The organism is Pseudomonas sp. FP1154 (genome assembly GCF_030687245.1).
In the GTDB taxonomy this organism is placed as follows: Bacteria; Pseudomonadota; Gammaproteobacteria; order Pseudomonadales; family Pseudomonadaceae; genus Aquipseudomonas; species Aquipseudomonas rhizophila.
Genome location: NZ_CP117465.1, coordinates 5,047,801 through 5,064,822, shown reverse-complemented (window position 1 = coordinate 5,064,822; position 17,022 = coordinate 5,047,801). Strand labels below are relative to the sequence as shown.

General features: G+C 54.7%; 7 protein-coding genes. All 7 read left to right on the top strand.

Going from position 1 to position 17,022, the window contains the following annotated elements:
* Positions 1–19 precede the first annotated feature (19 nt).
* The 7 genes from PSH91_RS22685 (at position 20) to PSH91_RS22655 (ending at position 16,902) form a co-directional block, all read left to right on the top strand.
* On the top strand, positions 20–12,841 hold the full coding sequence (locus PSH91_RS22685; RefSeq protein ID WP_305466803.1) for a hemagglutinin repeat-containing protein: 12,822 nt from the start codon (positions 20–22) through the stop codon (positions 12,839–12,841).
* A 16-nt stretch (positions 12,842–12,857) separates the two neighbouring features.
* Positions 12,858–13,271 carry a hypothetical protein gene (locus PSH91_RS22680; RefSeq protein WP_076383549.1) on the top strand — a complete coding sequence of 138 codons (414 nt, stop codon included), beginning with the start codon at positions 12,858–12,860 and terminating at the stop codon, positions 13,269–13,271.
* Between the two features lie 16 nt (positions 13,272–13,287).
* Positions 13,288–13,701 carry a hypothetical protein gene (locus PSH91_RS22675; protein ID WP_076383550.1) on the top strand — a complete coding sequence of 138 codons (414 nt, stop codon included), beginning with the start codon at positions 13,288–13,290 and terminating at the stop codon, positions 13,699–13,701.
* A gap of 299 nt (positions 13,702–14,000) precedes the next feature.
* Complete coding sequence (locus tag PSH91_RS22670) at positions 14,001–14,384, top strand: hypothetical protein (protein WP_076383551.1); 384 nt, start codon at positions 14,001–14,003, stop codon at positions 14,382–14,384.
* Positions 14,385–14,870: 486 nt separating this feature from the next.
* The gene (locus tag PSH91_RS22665; protein ID WP_076383552.1) at positions 14,871–15,356 is read left to right on the top strand and encodes a hypothetical protein; all 486 of its coding nucleotides are present in this window, start codon (positions 14,871–14,873) and stop codon (positions 15,354–15,356) included.
* Positions 15,357–15,542: 186 nt separating this feature from the next.
* A complete protein-coding gene (locus PSH91_RS22660; RefSeq protein WP_076383553.1) occupies positions 15,543–16,097 on the top strand; it encodes a hypothetical protein in 555 nt (184 codons plus the stop codon).
* Between the two features lie 421 nt (positions 16,098–16,518).
* Positions 16,519–16,902 carry a DUF6124 family protein gene (locus tag PSH91_RS22655; protein ID WP_076383554.1) on the top strand — a complete coding sequence of 128 codons (384 nt, stop codon included), beginning with the start codon at positions 16,519–16,521 and terminating at the stop codon, positions 16,900–16,902.
* The last annotated feature ends 120 nt before the right edge of the window (positions 16,903–17,022 follow it).

Below are 17,022 nucleotides of genomic sequence, written 5' to 3'. Positions count from 1 at the left end.
GCTGCAACGAGACTCGATCATGGACGACCGCCAACACGCCTTTCTGGCCTGCCAGCCTTCTGCTGCCTTGCAAACCCGCGAGCACTTCTGGGGCATGCCCAAACGCGGCCTTGCGTTCCTGTTGGCCAACGTCATGTTCTGGCAACCGCTGTGGGCCCAGGCTGACGGCATCGTGGTCAGCGCGCCGGGCACAGGCCTGGACCGGGCCGGCAACGGCGTGCCCATCGTCAACATCGCCAAGCCCAACGGCAACGGCCTGTCCCACAACCAGTTCAAGGATTACAACGTCGGCAGCAACGGCGTGATCCTCAACAACGCCACCTCGCGCACCCAGTCCACCCAGTTGGGCGGGATCATCCTCGGCAACCCGAACCTCAATGGCACGGCGGCCAAGACCATCCTCAACGAAGTCAACGGCGGCAACCCGAGCCAGTTGCGCGGCTACACCGAAGTGGCGGGGCAATCGGCCCACGTCATCGTTGCCAACCCGTACGGCATTACCTGTAATGGTTGCGGTTTTATCAACAGCCCGAAAGTGACCTTGAGCACCGGCAAGCCGGTGGTGGAAAACGGTCGGCTGGATCGTTATCAGGTGGATAAAGGCAGCGTCGCCATCGAAGGCGCAGGCCTCAACGCCAACAACGTCGACCACTTCGAAATCATCACCCGCAGCGCCAAGATCAACGCCGAGATCCAGGCCAAGAACCTGACGATTATTGCCGGACGCAATGACGTCAACGCCGACACCTTGAGCGCCACCGCCCGCGCCGATGACGGCAGCGCTAAACCGGAACTGGCCATCGACTCCTCGGCGCTGGGAGGGATGTATGCCGGGGCGATCAAGTTGGTGGGCACCGAGGCCGGTGTTGGCGTGAAGCTGGACGGCAAGTTGATTGCCAGTGGTGGGGATATTCAGCTTGATGCCAACGGCCACCTGAGCCTGATTGACACCTCGGCCAGCGGCGCCGTCAAGGTCAAGGCTGCCAGCCTCGACGCCCGTGGTCCGGTCTACGCCGGCACCACGTTGAACGCGCAAACCCAGGGCAACCTGACCAATCAGAAAACCCTCGCGGCGCGCAACTCCATCACCCTGAATGCCGGTGGGCAGTTGAGCAACAACGGCATCATTGAGGCCGGGGTCAATGCTGATAACTCGCGCAATGCGGCGGGGGATGTGAGCCTCACGGCGCAAAACCTCAGCAACAACGGCAAGAGTGTGATCGCCAGTCGCAATCTGACGGCCAATGTTGCGCAGACGTTGAACAACCAGGGCGGGACGCTCAACGGGTCAGCCGCCGTAATCAACGTCGGAACGTTGGATAACCGCACAACCGGACGCGTTCTGAGCAACAACACCTTGAACCTCAACGCCGGTCAGGTCCTGAACAATAGCGGTGTCATCAGCAGCGGTAGTATCGATGGTAACGTCGGGCAGCTCATTAACAGGAACGGCGAACTCTCCAGCCAAACCAATACCGTACTGACGGTCACGTCGCTGGATAACGTCTCTGGCTTGATGACGGCAGGGCGTCTGCTGGATCTCACCGCGCTCGGCACGATCAATAACAGCACCGGCAAGATCGGCGCAAAACAGGCTCTGGCCGTTCGGGCGCAGCAGCTCGACAACAGTCAGCAGGGTCAACTGACCAGTGAGGGAACGCTGACCACCCGTGTCGGCGCTCAGCTCAACAATCAGAAAGGCCTGATCCAGGCCAATGGTGCGATGGATGTGCAAGCCACTCGCTTGGATAACCGCACCGGCAAAATTTCCAGCCTCAATACCCTGGACATCAACAGCGCCAGTGTCGATAACCGTGGAGGACTCATTCGCGCCGATCAGACCGCAAAACTGTTGATCGATGAACTGGACAACCGAGCCAAGGGCCGCGTCGAAAGCAAGGCCGCGTTGGCGTTCGAAGGTAACTCGCTGGATAACAGTGATGGGGGGCTGCTCACTTCGACAGGGGCGATGAACCTGAAAGTCAAAGAAGTGGCCAACGATGCCGGACGGATTTCCGGCAAGGGTGACATCGAAGCGACCATCGATACTTTGGCCCAACAGGGCGGCGAGCTGGTCGCCGAGGGCAATCTGCTCCTGATCGGTAAGAGTTTGGACAACCGCGAGGATGGTTTGGTCGGGTCACTCAAGACACTGACAATGAACGTCGATCAAATCGACAATCGTGGTGGCTCGCTGTCCAGCCAGTTGGACCTGCACATCCAAGGCACTCGCATGGACAACAGTGAGGGTGGCAAGGTGTTGTCCGACACCACACTGGGTCTGAAGGTCGAGCAGATCATCAACGCCACCAATGGTCTGATCTTCAGCAAAGGTGCGAGCACGCTCAGCGGCATCGGACTGAGCAATATCGGCGGACGGATTGTCACCCAGGGCAGCCTGGGGCTGAACTTCGATGGCATCTTCGACAACCAGCAGGGCCTGCTTAGCAGTGAAGGCCAAATGACTTTAAACGCTGGCCGCCTCGACAATCGCCTTGGCAAATTGTCGAGCCTTGAGGCAATGGCACTAACCTCCGTCGGCGCAGTATTTAACCAGGGCGGCCTGATCGCATCGCAAAAAGGCCTGACGTTCAACAGTGCCAGTCTCGACAACAGTGACCAGGGCCTCATCAGCGCAAAGGCCAATTCAACACTGAGCACCGGTGAGTTGAAGAACCGTCAGGGCGGCAGTTTTGCCACCGACGGCACGCTGTTGCTAACAGCGGCGCATCTCGACAACTCGGGTGGGAAAATCGGCAGCCAACAACAGCTTCAGGTGTCGGTTACCTCTCTGGAGCAGGATGGCGGGGAGCTTTTCAGCAACAGCGACCTGACCCTGGATCTCAACCATGGTCTGCTGAACAACCAGCGCGGCAATCTTCATACACCGGGTCAATTGCTTCTTAAAAATCTCAATGAGGTGAACAATAGCGACGGGGAAATTTCCGGCGCAAAGGCCTGGAGCATCAATGCGCAAAGCCTGAACAACGATGGCGGAAAATTACTGAGCAATGAAAAGCTGACCTTCGTCATCGATCAGGCACTCAGCAACATAAAGGGATTGATTGCCTCCGCCGGCCTCGACAGCCGCAGCACCACTCTAAACAACGCTAACGGAGAAATTCGTAGTCGTGGAGATGTTGATCTCACCATCGCCGGTTTTTTTGATAATCAGGCAGGCGTGGTCATCGCTGATAACGGTCTCACGATCAAAGCGGCCGAGTTGGATAATCGCCAAGAGGGCTTGGTAGGAGCGACAAAAGCACTGGCACTGACCGTCGATCGTCTTGATAACCGCACCGGCGAACTGTCGAGCAAGGCCGACGTGACCCTTACGGGAGCCTGGCTTGATAACAGCGACAGCGGCTACATCCTGGCTGGCGGAAACCTGGCCTTGACTGTGGGGCAGATCATCAACCGCAACAAGGGGCTCGTGTCCGGTGACACGGGACTGACGCTGACAGGGAAAACGCTGGAAAACAGCGGCAGGCTCATCACTCAGCGTGACCTTGCGATCAATCTCTCCTCGGATCTGAACAATGATCAAGGCGGCCTCCTCAGCGAAGGCTTGCTAACGATCAATGCCCAAAGCCTGAGCAACAACGGCGGTACAGCCTCCAGCGCCAAGGCCTTGGCTATCGAAACCCGCGATACCGTCAGTAACCGTGCCGGCCAACTGCTGACCGACACGACGCTCACGATCACCAGCAGTTCGCTGGACAACCAGCAGAAAGGCATCCTGAGCAGCAAGGGCAAACTGAACATCACCACCGGTGCGCTGAACAATAGCCAAGGCAGTATGTATTCCGGTGACCAGTTGGAAATAAGCGCCGGTCAGGTGACTAATGCCGCTGGCAGCTTAGGCGCTGCCAATTCGTTGGTGGCCTCTATCCAGGGGCTCGATCAGCAGGGCGGACAGTTGTTCAGCAAGGGCAACTTGAGTGTCGACTTGAACGGTGGCGGGCTAAATAATCAGGGCGGCTTCATCGGTGCGCCGGGCCAGTTGTTGCTGAAAAATCTAGGTGAGGTAAACAACCGCGATGGTGAAATTTCCAGCGACGTGGCTTTCGATCTGGTCGCCACATCGCTGGACAACAGCGGCGGACAGTTGCTCAGCAATCAAAAGCTCACCCTGACTATCGACAACGCGCTGATGTCGGTGAAAGGCAAGATCGCGGCTGCCGCGCTGCAAATCCGCGCAGCGAGCCTGGATAACAGCGGTGGCGGTGTATTGCTCAGTGACAGCGATCTTGGCGTGACCGTTGATGGATTGCTAACTAACGACAAAGGCACGATCAAGGCTGAGCAACAACTGAGTCTCGACAGCGTCGGTCTGAGCAACGTGGGCGGCACGCTGTTGGGTGGCTCGGGTATCGACATTGATCTGGGGCCGGCAACGGGGGATCTGGATAATCGCAATGGTTTGATCAACACCAAAGGCGTGTTGAGCATCGCTCATCTGCGTGACCTCAATAACCAGATTGGCGAAATCTCCAGCGTCAACAGTTACAGCCTGAGCGGTAACCGTCTGGATAACCGTGGCGGCAACCTGATCAGTAACGATCGTTTGAGCCTATCCGCCGTCGAAATGAAAAACCAGGGCGGCTTGGTGTCCGGCTGGAATGGGCTGACGGTCAGCGGCGGCTCGCTCGATAACAGTCAGGAAGGTACGGTTTCCAGTTTGCTCGGTAACCTGACCATCGACCTCAGCGGCGCGTTGATCAACCACAGCAAAGGCGGTCTGGCCGGTAAGGGCGAGCTGAGCATCACGGCGGCCAGCCTCGACAATAGCAACGGTATCGTTACCAGCGGCGGCAAACAGACGCTGACTTTCACCGGTGGCGCCCTTACCAACACCTTGGGCGGCCTGATCGAAAGCGGTGACACCCTGAATATCCGTGCGGCCGGTTTGGATAATACATCTGGCCGTGTCACCGCCAGCAAAGCGCTGGCCTTCACAGGGTCTCAACTGAATAACACAAGCGGCAGCCTGGTGGGGGCAGACAGCGTCACCCTCGACTTGCTTGGCGTCCTGACGAACGTCAATGGCGCACTTGGCAGTACCGGCCCACTGGTCATCAAGCGCTCCAGTGGCGTCGATAACCAGGGCGGCCAGTTGATCAGCCAGTCCATATTGAGCCTGCTGACTTCTGGCGACTTGAACAACAGCAAAAGCGGGACAATTTCAGCCATCGGCCAATTGAATCTCACCGTTGGTGGCATTGCTCATAACGATGCCGATGGCCTGGTTTCCAGTCGTGACGCTGACGTGACCCTTACCGCCGCCGGATTGAACAATGCCAAAGGCGCGGTGCAGAGCTACAGCGCCCTGAGCGTGAACGCGGGTAACGGCGCCATCGACAACCTGGGCGGCAAAATCATCGCCCAGACCGGTGACTTGAACCTTACTGCCGCCAGCCTAGACAGTCGGAGCGGCGTGCTGTCCAGTTTGAAGGGCCTGTTGCAAACTCGCCTGACCGGAGTGCTACGCAACGGCCAGGGTGGCAAGCTCGAAGGCAGCCGCCTTGACCTGCGAGCGTTGGGCGGCATTTACAGTGACGCCGGCCGTATCGCGGCCAACACTGGTGACATCCTGCTCGATGCTGGTGCTAATGCATTGGACAATGGCGGCGGTGGGATCTACGCCAAGGGACGGGTGAATGTCGCGGCCGGGTCACTGAACAATAACGCCGGTCAAATCAGCGGCAGCAACATCGAACTTGGCGTCAATGGCAGCCTTACCAACAATGGCGGCCTGGTAGAAAGCGCCAGTACTCTGGTCGTGCGAGCCGCCAATCTCTACAACCAGGGCGGGAAATTGCGGGCGTTGGGTAACAGCGGCAAGACCGACTTTCAGATCGGTAGCTTGTTCGATAACCGTAACGGTCTGCTGGAGTCCGCCAATACTGATCTTACCCTCTCAGCACCGAGCTTGCTCAACGCAGGTGGGACCGTCACACACGTTGGCCAAGGTGAGTTCGGCATTTCCACGGCCAACGTCATGAATGCCGGTGGTTCGTTATTGACCCGTGGTGGGTTGACGCTGAACGCAAACAGTTGGACCAACAGCAGCGTGATCCAGGCCGGACGCCTGACGGTCAACGTCAACAACTTCACCCAGACTGCCAGCGGACAATTGTTAGCCGCGAACCAACTTGTGGGTAAAGGGGCAAACTGGATTAACGACGGAGTGATTGCCAGCGATGGCAGCCTGGATATCCAGTTGACTGGCGGCTACAGCGGCAATGGTCGCGTGAGCAGCCTGGGCAATTTGACGTTGAAAGCAGCACAACTCGGTTTGACGAGCGTTTCGAGCATCGGCTCAGGCGGACTCGGCACCATCAACGTGGACGGTTTGCTGAAAAACGTAGGCGGTCGCCTGACGTCCAATGGTGACTTAATGCTCAACGCCGGAGCGGTGAGCAATACCGGTACGCTCGGCGCCGCCCAGGAGCTCACGATCAAGACGGCCAGCCTGGTCAATAACACCGGGCTGATCTTCAGCCGCGGCAACATGAATCTGCTCGCCAACGACTTCACCAACCAGACTGGCGATATTTACAGCATCGGCAATCTGACGATCGCTGGCAGGGATGGCGGACGCGCCAATAATGTCAACAACCTGGCCGCATCGATCAATGTCGATGGTGATTTTTCGTTGTCGGCGAATAGTTTCAACAATAAAACCGAAGGCGTGGTTGGCGAAGAGAAATTCATCTCCGGCGACATCACGTTTGATGGGGCGGGCACGTTCTACGTTAACGAGAGCTTTGAGTCGACATCGACAATTTCCGGACCGCAAGCATCTCTCACTGTTGCAGGTAACTTGACCGGCGACGTCGGATCCTTTACCAACACAGCATCGCTCATTTCTGCTGGCAAAAATATCAAGCTCGATGTCGATACTTTCGATAACTTTGGCCTTCAGTCTGGCAGCTTCACCCGTTCACGAATCTATAAACTGGGTGGATTGCCCGGTAATCGAATAAGTTGGATTAGTGAAGATCTGCAACGTTACGCTGATCGAAACTCAAGAAATCAATATAATTACATCATAAGTTGGCATGAGCCGGACAAGGGCGGAACTCATTGGGATTACGCCGTGCTTAGTCAGCAGAAGCTCAACCAAATCAACGCCAAGTTCGGCATTGGCTCCGAAGTTGCCATACCTACCCAGATATTGTCTGGTGAGCTGAGAAAAGATGACCGTATTTTCACCAACGGCGGCGGCAGCGTTTCGTCCATCGTGCAGGCTGGACAAGCTGTAGAAATCAACGCCAAAACCACGATCAACAACGGCAACCTCAACCCCTACACCAACTTTGATGGCACGGCCAAGGCCTCGGCTGACACAGGCGTCAAGAGCGCCGTCAAACCGACTATAGTGTTCTTGAACCCGCAATTGCCACCGGACTTGGCCCTACAGCAAGTCAACCCGCTGGCGCTACCAGGCTTCACCCTACCGGTAGGAAACAACGGCCTGTTCCGCCTCAGCGGGAAGGGCGCAAGCGAGCAGACGAATGTGCCAGGCGTAGACCGAACCATTGGCTCGGTTATCGCCACGACCGCCGAGCGCTCGGTCGGAGACCAAGCAAGACCCGCCACTGCTTTGCAGTTCGATCAAAATGACCCAGTTGCAATAAACAAGCGCGACCTGATCCTGGCCGCTCGTCCGTCGTTGAACCTTGACGACAAGGCAGTCCTGATCAATGTCAACGCAAGCGCCGGCGATGGCCCGGTTGGTGTGCTGTTGCCCAACCGTGACAAAGGCGCGTTTGACGTGCCACGTGTCCAGGGGCTTCCCGACACCAGCGTGCGCTCCAACCCACAAAAATACCTGATCGAAACTAACCCGGCGCTGACTGACCTCAAGCAGTTCATGAGTTCGGACTACCTATTGGACAAACTGGGTTATGACCCGGACATCAGTGCCAAACGCCTCGGCGATGGCCTGTTCGAACAGCGTCTGGTGCAGCAGGCTGTGGTCGCGCGCACAGGCCAGCGCTTCATTGATGGTCAGACCTCCGACGAAGCAATGTTCAAGTATCTGATGAACAACGCCGTGGCCAGCAAAGAGCAGCTCAATCTGTCGCTGGGTGTGACCTTGACCTCCCAGCAAGTGGCGGCCTTGACGCATGACATCGTCTGGCTCGAAGAGCACGAGGTGAATGGAGAGAAAGTGCTGGTGCCGGTGCTCTACCTGGCCCAGGCCAACAATCGCCTGGCACCCAACGGTGCGTTGGTCCAGGGCGGTGATGTAACCCTGATTGCCGGTGCGGATCTAAACAACGCCGGCACGCTACGAGCTTCGAACAATCTGTCGGCCGAAGCGGGCAACAACCTCACCAATAGCGGTTTGATCGAGGCCGGCGAGCGTCTGACGCTCAAGGCTGGTAACAACATCATCAACAGTGGCGGAGGTATTATTTCCGGCCGTGACGTCAGCTTGACCGCCACCAAAGGCGACGTGATCAATCAGCGGGACGTATATGGTTTTGACACCAACTACGGCGGGACGCTTCAGCACCGGGATGTCTTGAACAGCGCTGCGCGGATTGAAGCGGCCAATGATCTGAAGATCGATGCAGGGCGCAATATCAACAATATTGGTGGGGTACTGCGAAGCGGGGAAGACCTGAAACTTATCGCTGGTCAGGATGTGAATATCACCTCGGTTCAGGACCGTCGCACTGATTCCCGTGGCAGCAACTTCCTCAACCAGACCATTACCCAACATGCAGCGGAAGTGACTTCTGGACGGGATCTGTCGATCAGTGCCGACCGCGATGTCGCGATTGTCGCCAGTCGATTGGATACCAAGCGTGATCTCATCGTCGATTCCGGTAATGACATTGTCATCACCTCGGCCGCCAACGAGAGCGATTACGTCTCGCGCAGCAAAAGACGGGCGAATGAAACGCATAGCGTCACCCAGCAGTCGTCGGTATTAAATGCAGGCCGCGACATCGCACTGAATGCGGGTAATGACCTCGGCATCATCGCTAGCCGGATCAAGGCCACGGATGATGTCAGCCTGAATGCCGATCAAGACGTCGTCATCGCCTCCGCGCAAGACGAGGCTTCCTCTTATTACTACAAGAAGAAGAAAGGTTCGTTCGGACGTAGCAAAACGACTGAGAGGCAAAGTTACAGCAGTACTAATGTGGCGTCTGTCATCGAGGCAGGAAGAGATCTCACCATCAATACAGCTATGGACGGAGACGGCAACGTCAGTCTGAATGGTGGGCGAAATGTCACGGTCATGGGCAGCGAATTGAAGGCAGGGAGTGACTTGATCGTCGGCGCCACCAATGACGTGGCGGTGCTCTCCGCTACTGAAGAAAACGGGGCGTACAGCAAAAAGACAAAGACTGGTTTGTTTGGCCTGTCCAAAAGCGGTAAAAGCCAACTGCAGACCAATGTGACTCAAGTGGGCAGCGAGCTGAGCGCTGCTAACGATGTAGTCCTCGTTGCCGGTCATGACATCGCAATGCAAGCCAGTGAAATCAAGGCGAAAAACAATGCTGAGCTGCACGCCGGTCTGATCGATAAAACAGGCGATATCGATCTCACAGCAGCAGATGACAAGGCCTATAGCCGAACCGAGGAATACAAGAAGAAGGTTGGCCTGTCCCTCAAGGACACGGTCGGTCTGTTCGCCGGTACGCCGGGGGCGGGGGCGGATATCACCCTGAGCTCATCGCAGAAAAAAGGCCGAGAAGTTGTCAGCAGCACCAGCGTGGGGAGTCAGATCAACGCAGGGAACGATGCCGTACTGGACGCGGCCCGAGACATCAATATCGTTGGCAGCGGCGTCAGCGCCGACCGAAATGCGACGCTTGATGCCGGACGTGACGTGAACATACTCGCAGGTACCAATCAGCGCAGAAGCAATGAATGGAAAACTGATAAAAGCTACGGCATCAAGCAGGACGTCGACAACAACGGTTACACCACGTTCGTCGGCAATGAAACGATCAAGAAAGGCCGTGATACCGACGGCAATACGGCGGCAGGTAGCCTTGTCGAAGCAGGGCATGATGTACGGATTGATGCCAAACGCGATATCAATCAACTGGGGTCCGACCTCCAGGCTGACAATGACATCAAGTTGAAAGCGGCACGCGACATCAACATCCTTGCCGTCAACGAGCGCAATCAAGTTACCACTACCGAAAGTGTAAAGCGTAACGGCACCACGACTACTGTCGCCTATAACATAGGAAATACGATAGATGCCCTAGGCGGAACGGGTAAAGGCGAAGATGGCGTCAGTAAAACATCGAGCGTTTTGAAAACCGTTGATGCCCTCGATCAATTCTTCAGCGGTCCTAAATTCGATGGACACATCGGCGGTTCAAGTACCAGCCAGAGCCAGACCCAAACATCGGTGAGCAATCGTTCTTCCAGTCTTTCGGCAGGCAACGACATCAGCCTTGAGGCTGGTAATGATGTGAGCGCAAGTGGCGGCCGGCTCGACGCCGGGCGTGACATCAACGTGAGTGGGCGCAATATCACACTCGACGTGGCTCACGGTGCGCAAAGTACAGATAGTCATCAAACCCAAAGCAAAGGCGGTGTGAAGGGCGGAACCACCGGTGGCTTCAAACTGGGTGTAGGTTTGAGCGCCGCCGGCGGCGAGGATGAGTCGATGCAGGGCACGTCCACCGCGACGCAGCTCAATGCCGGCGGTGATATCAACCTGGACGCCAAAAATGACCTGACCCTGATCGGCACCGAGGCGACGGCTGAGCGTGATATCAAGCTCAAGGCAGGGAACGACCTTCGAGTTCTGTCGGCACAAAATGCTTTCAGTAGTGAAAGCAGTCGGCGCAGTTGGGGTGCTGAAGGCGGCATCATCGCAGGACAAGAAGGTCTCGGTGTCTATGGCAGCGTCAACGTTGGCCTTGGAAAACTCGAGCGAGAAGGAGTCCGCCAGCAGGAAGCGTACCTCTACGCGGGTAACCAACTGAACTTTGGAAGCGGGCGCGACACGATCATCGCCGGTGCCACATTGCGCGGGGATGAAGTGATCGGCGATGTTGGCCGTAATCTCACCGTCTCTTCGGTGCCGAACACAGGTAAAGCCGAAGGGAAAGAGTTCGATGCCAGCCTGACAGTCGCCGTGAGTTTCGGTGTAACCGCCAGCGGCTCAGTGGGCTATGGCCAAACCAACGGCAAAACCAATTGGGTCGACAACCAGACCGTCATCAGCGGCCAAAACAAAGTCGACATTCGCACTGAGGGCCATACCCAGTTAGATGGGGCAGTACTGGCTGCGGATAACGGCAACTTGAAACTCGATACCGATACATTGGGCTCGCGCAATATCACCGGTAAAGACAACGAGCACGGTTATTACCTCAATGTCAGTGGTAGCTACAACATGGGTGGCGGCGCGCAAGCCGACAAACCCAACAAGGGCATGGAAGGGAAGGAAAAAAACAGTTGGGCGGTCGAGGGTTACAACTACAACAAGGATCGTGAGCAAATCCTTCGTGCGACGGTGGGGGCGGGTGAGATTGTTGTGCGTAACGACAAGGTCACAGGCGCGGATTCCACGGTGGGGCTTAACCGGGATGTGAGCAAGGCGTACGAGATCACCAGGGATAAAGAGCATCGGACGGAGTTGTACGCGTCCAGTACTTCTGTCGGCGCGGTACTCGATCCGAAAAAGACTCTCGACAGATGGGAAAAAAGCGTTGAGAACTACGGCGAAAATAGTCTTGAGTCGTTAAATATTCTAACGGACCTGCTTTTTGGTGCCGCGAATATTGCAGTGGGCAATAGTTTTGACGATGCAAACAAAGTCACTATAGTCCGGGCCTTTAAACGGCAGTTAGGCAGTCGTGATGCCGAGCGTAGGGAAGCAGCCGCGGGCGATGCATTACGCGGCATTACTAAAGGTGCTGAAACGGCTGAGGTGCAGGCCCTTGCTAAAAAGATAGCCGATATTGCAGGTCAAAATCCCGATCAGGCGTACGGGATGTTGGTGTTGCTTCAGCGGTTACAGAACCCTCATCCTGAAGTATCGAGTTTCGTACCAATACCCCTGCTGGCCGGCGGTGCCGTTGCTGCTTTAGGGGCGGCGTTAGTGTCAACTGAAAGCTCGCCACAAAACCAAGAAAACATGCGGGTGGCGGCGAATTCAGTCATATCATCTCTAGATGAGGCAGGTTACACCGGGCAACAACAGTTGAGCTTGTCGGCAGAGTTGTGGTTGTTTATTTTTAAAACTACTTTTCCGGTCCATTTGCTTGATCCTAAATATGGTTTACTGGATTTTCCGGCAGAAAATAACGACTCGCTTCATCCTGTTAGCGCGGGTGGGTCCATCGTACTGCCTTCAGGGCCTAATAGTACCGGGGGGAGTACGATCGAGAGTAACGGTGGCTGGAGCACCACTTCGCCTGCGGTGGATGGGGACTTGTCACCCGGGAATATGTATAGCAGCCCAGTGGATTACGACCATATTATTGGAGCGGACTATAAAACGAACGGCACACCTACCGGCGGTCATACTTTGTTGAATGGTGACGTGAGGATAGTGCCGGGGACTCAAACGGCACCTGATCCCTACGGCGTCTACGAGGCTACCGTCGAAGTACCTGACCTAAGAAATCCAGGACAGTGGATTGTGAAGCCCGCTAATAATGAGGTGAATACTATGTTTCCTGCTGCTTGGGATAAGGAAAGGCTGGTTCATGAAGTGGATGCCGCGTGGAACAGTCCTCGTAAAGTAGTTACGGGTACAATGTGGCGATCTGTAACGCCGTCGGGAGTATCGGTTCAAGGGTATATTTCACCCAGAACAACAGTCTATCCTGTGTACAAGCCTTAAATGTGAGGGACGTAACGTGGAATTGAAGTTTTATCATGCGGCAATGGGATTCCATCCGGTAGCTGGAGATGTATTTCATCCGGTAGCCGAAGTTATTCCAGGACAGGAAAATATGGAGCGCTATGAGCTTTATATCTGTAGTGTCCTTGGTGCTATCGCCCAAACCCCGAAACGTTGTGACCAGTTACTGGCCTATCTCGCTTCGGTTGAAGAGGGTTCGCAGGAGCCGACAAGTATAGGGGGAAATGATGTCCTATTAAACATGGACGCCTCAGGTGTACAGGTTGATATTTTGGTCAACGAAGAATGGACCGGTCAGCCTGAAAGCAGGTTTACCTTGCAAGAGTGGCGCAAGATCTTAGAAAAATGGAAGTACCTTCTGGAACTGCCCAAAGGTTCTGATGAGGTCGTTATAGTGAAGTTGCCGTAGGCGGAGGGCGAGCAGAATGAGTTTCGAGTTGGTGGGTTTTGGTGATGTTGGATCAATGCACACCGGCGTGCACCGTGACCAATCGAGAGCGGTATTGGGAGACGAGTTCGAGGAATTTTACAAAGCTCCAGAGTCTACAGTTCCAACTGACGCCTACGATGATCTAGGGGTTCACGTTTATTTTGATGAGCAGTACACCGTCATTGGCATGGAGTTTTTGAAATGGAGTGATCTCCGTTGGCGTGGACAGCACTTGGTCGGTGCTCCTGTACTCGAAGTTCAGCAGTTCCTGATGGAGCAGGGGCAAGCCCTGGACTTTAATTCATCGGGATTTGAAGCAGGTGAGTTGAGGCTTGGGCTGTATGCGCCCGATATGGGCGAAGATGATGCAGGGGGGGATACGGGGACAGACCACGTTTTTGGGCGGTAACGTGGTCTGTCCCCGTTTCTTCACCTAACGGTCAGACAGTATGGGTGCATGGGAACGCAACCGAACACATGGCCGAATATGCGGCTTCGAAGGCTGTCACTCATACCCCAGAAGCAGTACGGTTGACTAGCCAGGTTCAGCTGGAGAGCTTCCAATCTGCGGTGAATACGGCTACCAAAAGCAAAGTGCCGTATGGTGAGAGGGTTAGCGTGGATGGTTGGCAGTTAGAGTTCAAACCACCTAGGGCCGAAGGCGAATTTCCAGCAATAATACATGCCAGGTATACAGGGGCTTACTGAATGGATATTCAAATAGATAGCCCGATTCGGGTTGCTATAAATTTAGTTGAGTTTGATGAGCACATTCATTCGATAAAGTTTTTTGTAGAAATTGTTGTCGATAAGTTTGAGTTTTCTTTCTCGGTCAGCATGGGTTGCTGGGTGGAGTGTGCTGTATTTGATGCGTTTGTTGATATGCTTAAACGGGGGAGGGTAGCGCGGATTGAAGATATGAATAATGACTTTTCGTTGTTGGTTGATGTTGAAAATAAAAAATTGGTCTGGTCATGCGTCAAGAGGGATGTTGCTGGTAATGCGATAGGCGCTGGTGGGGAGGAGGTTTTAGTTGATGGTGCCGCGAACCGAATTAAACAGGCGTTTGAAAGTTATCCGAAATGGTGGTGACTGAAATGGAGAGTTAAATATTGGTCGATTTTTAAATGGGATTTGTAAAGTGAGTTGGCGACTTCCTGGGAGTAATAAAGGTCTGCTGTTTTTGGGGGGGCTTGGCTTGGCGATAGAAGGGGATTTGCTACGCTGAAAGCTTCCACGGAGGAGGAATCAAATATGCCCAGGATGGGACGTATTATTTTACCGATTACCCACTCCATGTCGTACAAGGCGCCATAACCGTCAGGTGGTGTTTGCCGTTGCCGGGAAGTAACGGGCACAGACCACGGTTTCTGTGAGGCAAAAACGTGGTCCGTCCCCGTTTTTACCGCAGTCGGGCGGAGGGAAAGACTCGATCATAGACTTCAGGCCGGATCTATCTAAACCATTGGCCCCCCAGATTAATACAGCATTCAAACGACTGCCCCAGTCAGCAAGAGATCAACTGATCAAAAATGCTGAGAAAGGCCTGAAGCGTTTACAAGAGACAGGAAATATGTAATGAGAAATAGATACGCTGTTGTTTTGGATGCGGGATCTATCTTGCCTGACAGAGCATTCTTGATCAGTCAAGCTTGGGGTGATGTGCCTGTCTCCTATGTCCAAGATCATGAATTTATCAATGAGTGCAGTTTTCTAGACTTGAAAGTCAACAAGTGGGAAATAGATAGTCGATGGAGTATCAAGCAGGAAAGTGAGCCCTGGATAAGAATTGAAGTATTGAAAGGGCAAGCGCTGGAGGAATACTTGCTGAATGAAGGCTGTCCTTTGTCTATAGAGGCCGCACGCGAAACCCTTATCATCTTTGGGTTGGACGAGGGTGGTACGTCGGTAGACGACATGCTGTTACTGCGTCTGGTGTCAGTTTTTTATGGCCGCTTCAGGGTCTACAGATGGTCTGATTGTATTGAGGAGGTGAGCGAAAATACAATTGCCTATCTACCGGCGCTAGACGTTGTTCGCGAGCGACTGCATAAGTGTGAGTAGGCCGTAAAGAGACACGGTCAGGAGCATTTTATGGGGGCGGTATGGGGTGAGGGAGGCGACTAATTAGCTGACTACCTGATACTTTTGTAAAAAAATGAAAAAGTTGGCCTTGGTCTCTTAGGTGGAAAAACCTGCTCCAAGAAGAACTCCATTAGTTTGTTTTTTTGGTTTTTTAAGGATTATTCAATGCACTATTTCGGCACGTCTCTCTTACTGTCCATGATATTGCTTCTGTCAGCCTGCAACACTACCCCCTACGACAAGGCTACCATCTACTACGACCGAACACAGTTTCCTGCACAACTTGTCAAGGACCACCCAGGACTGAACAGCCCTGTTTTGCAACATGGCCGTTGCTCTCTGATCGTATCTACCCCGGGTTCGAATACCGGCACCTACTATTTCTGCACCTACGCGTTGACCGCCAATGATCTGTACGTTCAGGGTTGGGACGCCAAGGCGTTGAAATACGTAGAGATCGCTCATGTGGATATATCGGCGCTTAAAAATATTGCCCTGCATACGATTTTTCGGACCAGTCAGCTCCAGATGACGGAAGAACGGCGTCAATTGGCGTTGAGCGCGTCTATAGATGAGGGGGGCTATATCGACTCGGCAGCTACCAAGGAACTGTTTGAGGCAATTAAACGCAAGGGTGTGCCGGTGGTGAAAAGCGAAGGCATGATTAACCCGCCCGCGCCGCCTTCACCGATGATCATTCCAATCATTATTCCAAAGTAAAAAGTAGTCAGGGCTAGGTAGGCGGGAGCAGGGCTAAGGAACCCCCACAAATCTACCCAAGTTCTGGGCCTGCTATGCACTTCAGCCCGCATTGGAAAAGAGACTTTATTTGTACAACCTGACGCACCGAGGTGTCAGGTCAGGGGCTGCTGCGCAGCCCAGCGGGAGCAAGCTCCCTCGCCACGGGGGTTGCGACGTCAGAAAGCGAAGCGGCACGAGTCATTCATTTGTGTCGGAAGGATCACCGGCCCCGAACCGAAACATCCCACAGTTTTTTAGGGTTGCCGCTCGGAAGTGGGCTCTCTAACCTTTTCCTGTCGCTGCGATTCAGCGACCGGGAGTGGGAACCCGAAATTAATAGGTCGTAAGCCTCACGACCATAACGGCAAGTGATGGCTCCAATTTCATCAGGAGCATGCACATGAACGAAGGAAAGACTGAACCGAACTTCAACAGAACGAATCCATTAGCGGATTTCGACGCGATCGAAGACCTACTCAAAGACCGAGCCGCCGCCGAGCGGGCACTCAATCATTACCTCAATCCAAAAAAACCAGAGCCAAGCACCGACCCCCGCATCGACAGCCTGTTTTCCGTCACCGCCAAAGCCGACGCTGACACGCTGCTGACCAGCACCTCCGAAACCCTGGCCTCGATAAAAGCCATGGCCGAGGACCTGGCCTTTGAAGTGGAGGGCACGCGGCGAAGTGTGGCGCTGGGGATTCATCAGTTGGTGGAGTTGTGCCAGTTGCTGGTGGACAAGGCGTTGGATCAGCTTGAAGTGCCGGCCAGTCCGGCACCTTGATCCCCTCGCCACGGAAGTTGATCGTTCCCATGCTCCGCGTGGGAATGTAGCCCGGGACGCTCTGCGTCCCTTTCCAAAGCCGAACGCGGAGCGTCCGTGGAGGCATTCCCACGCGGAGCG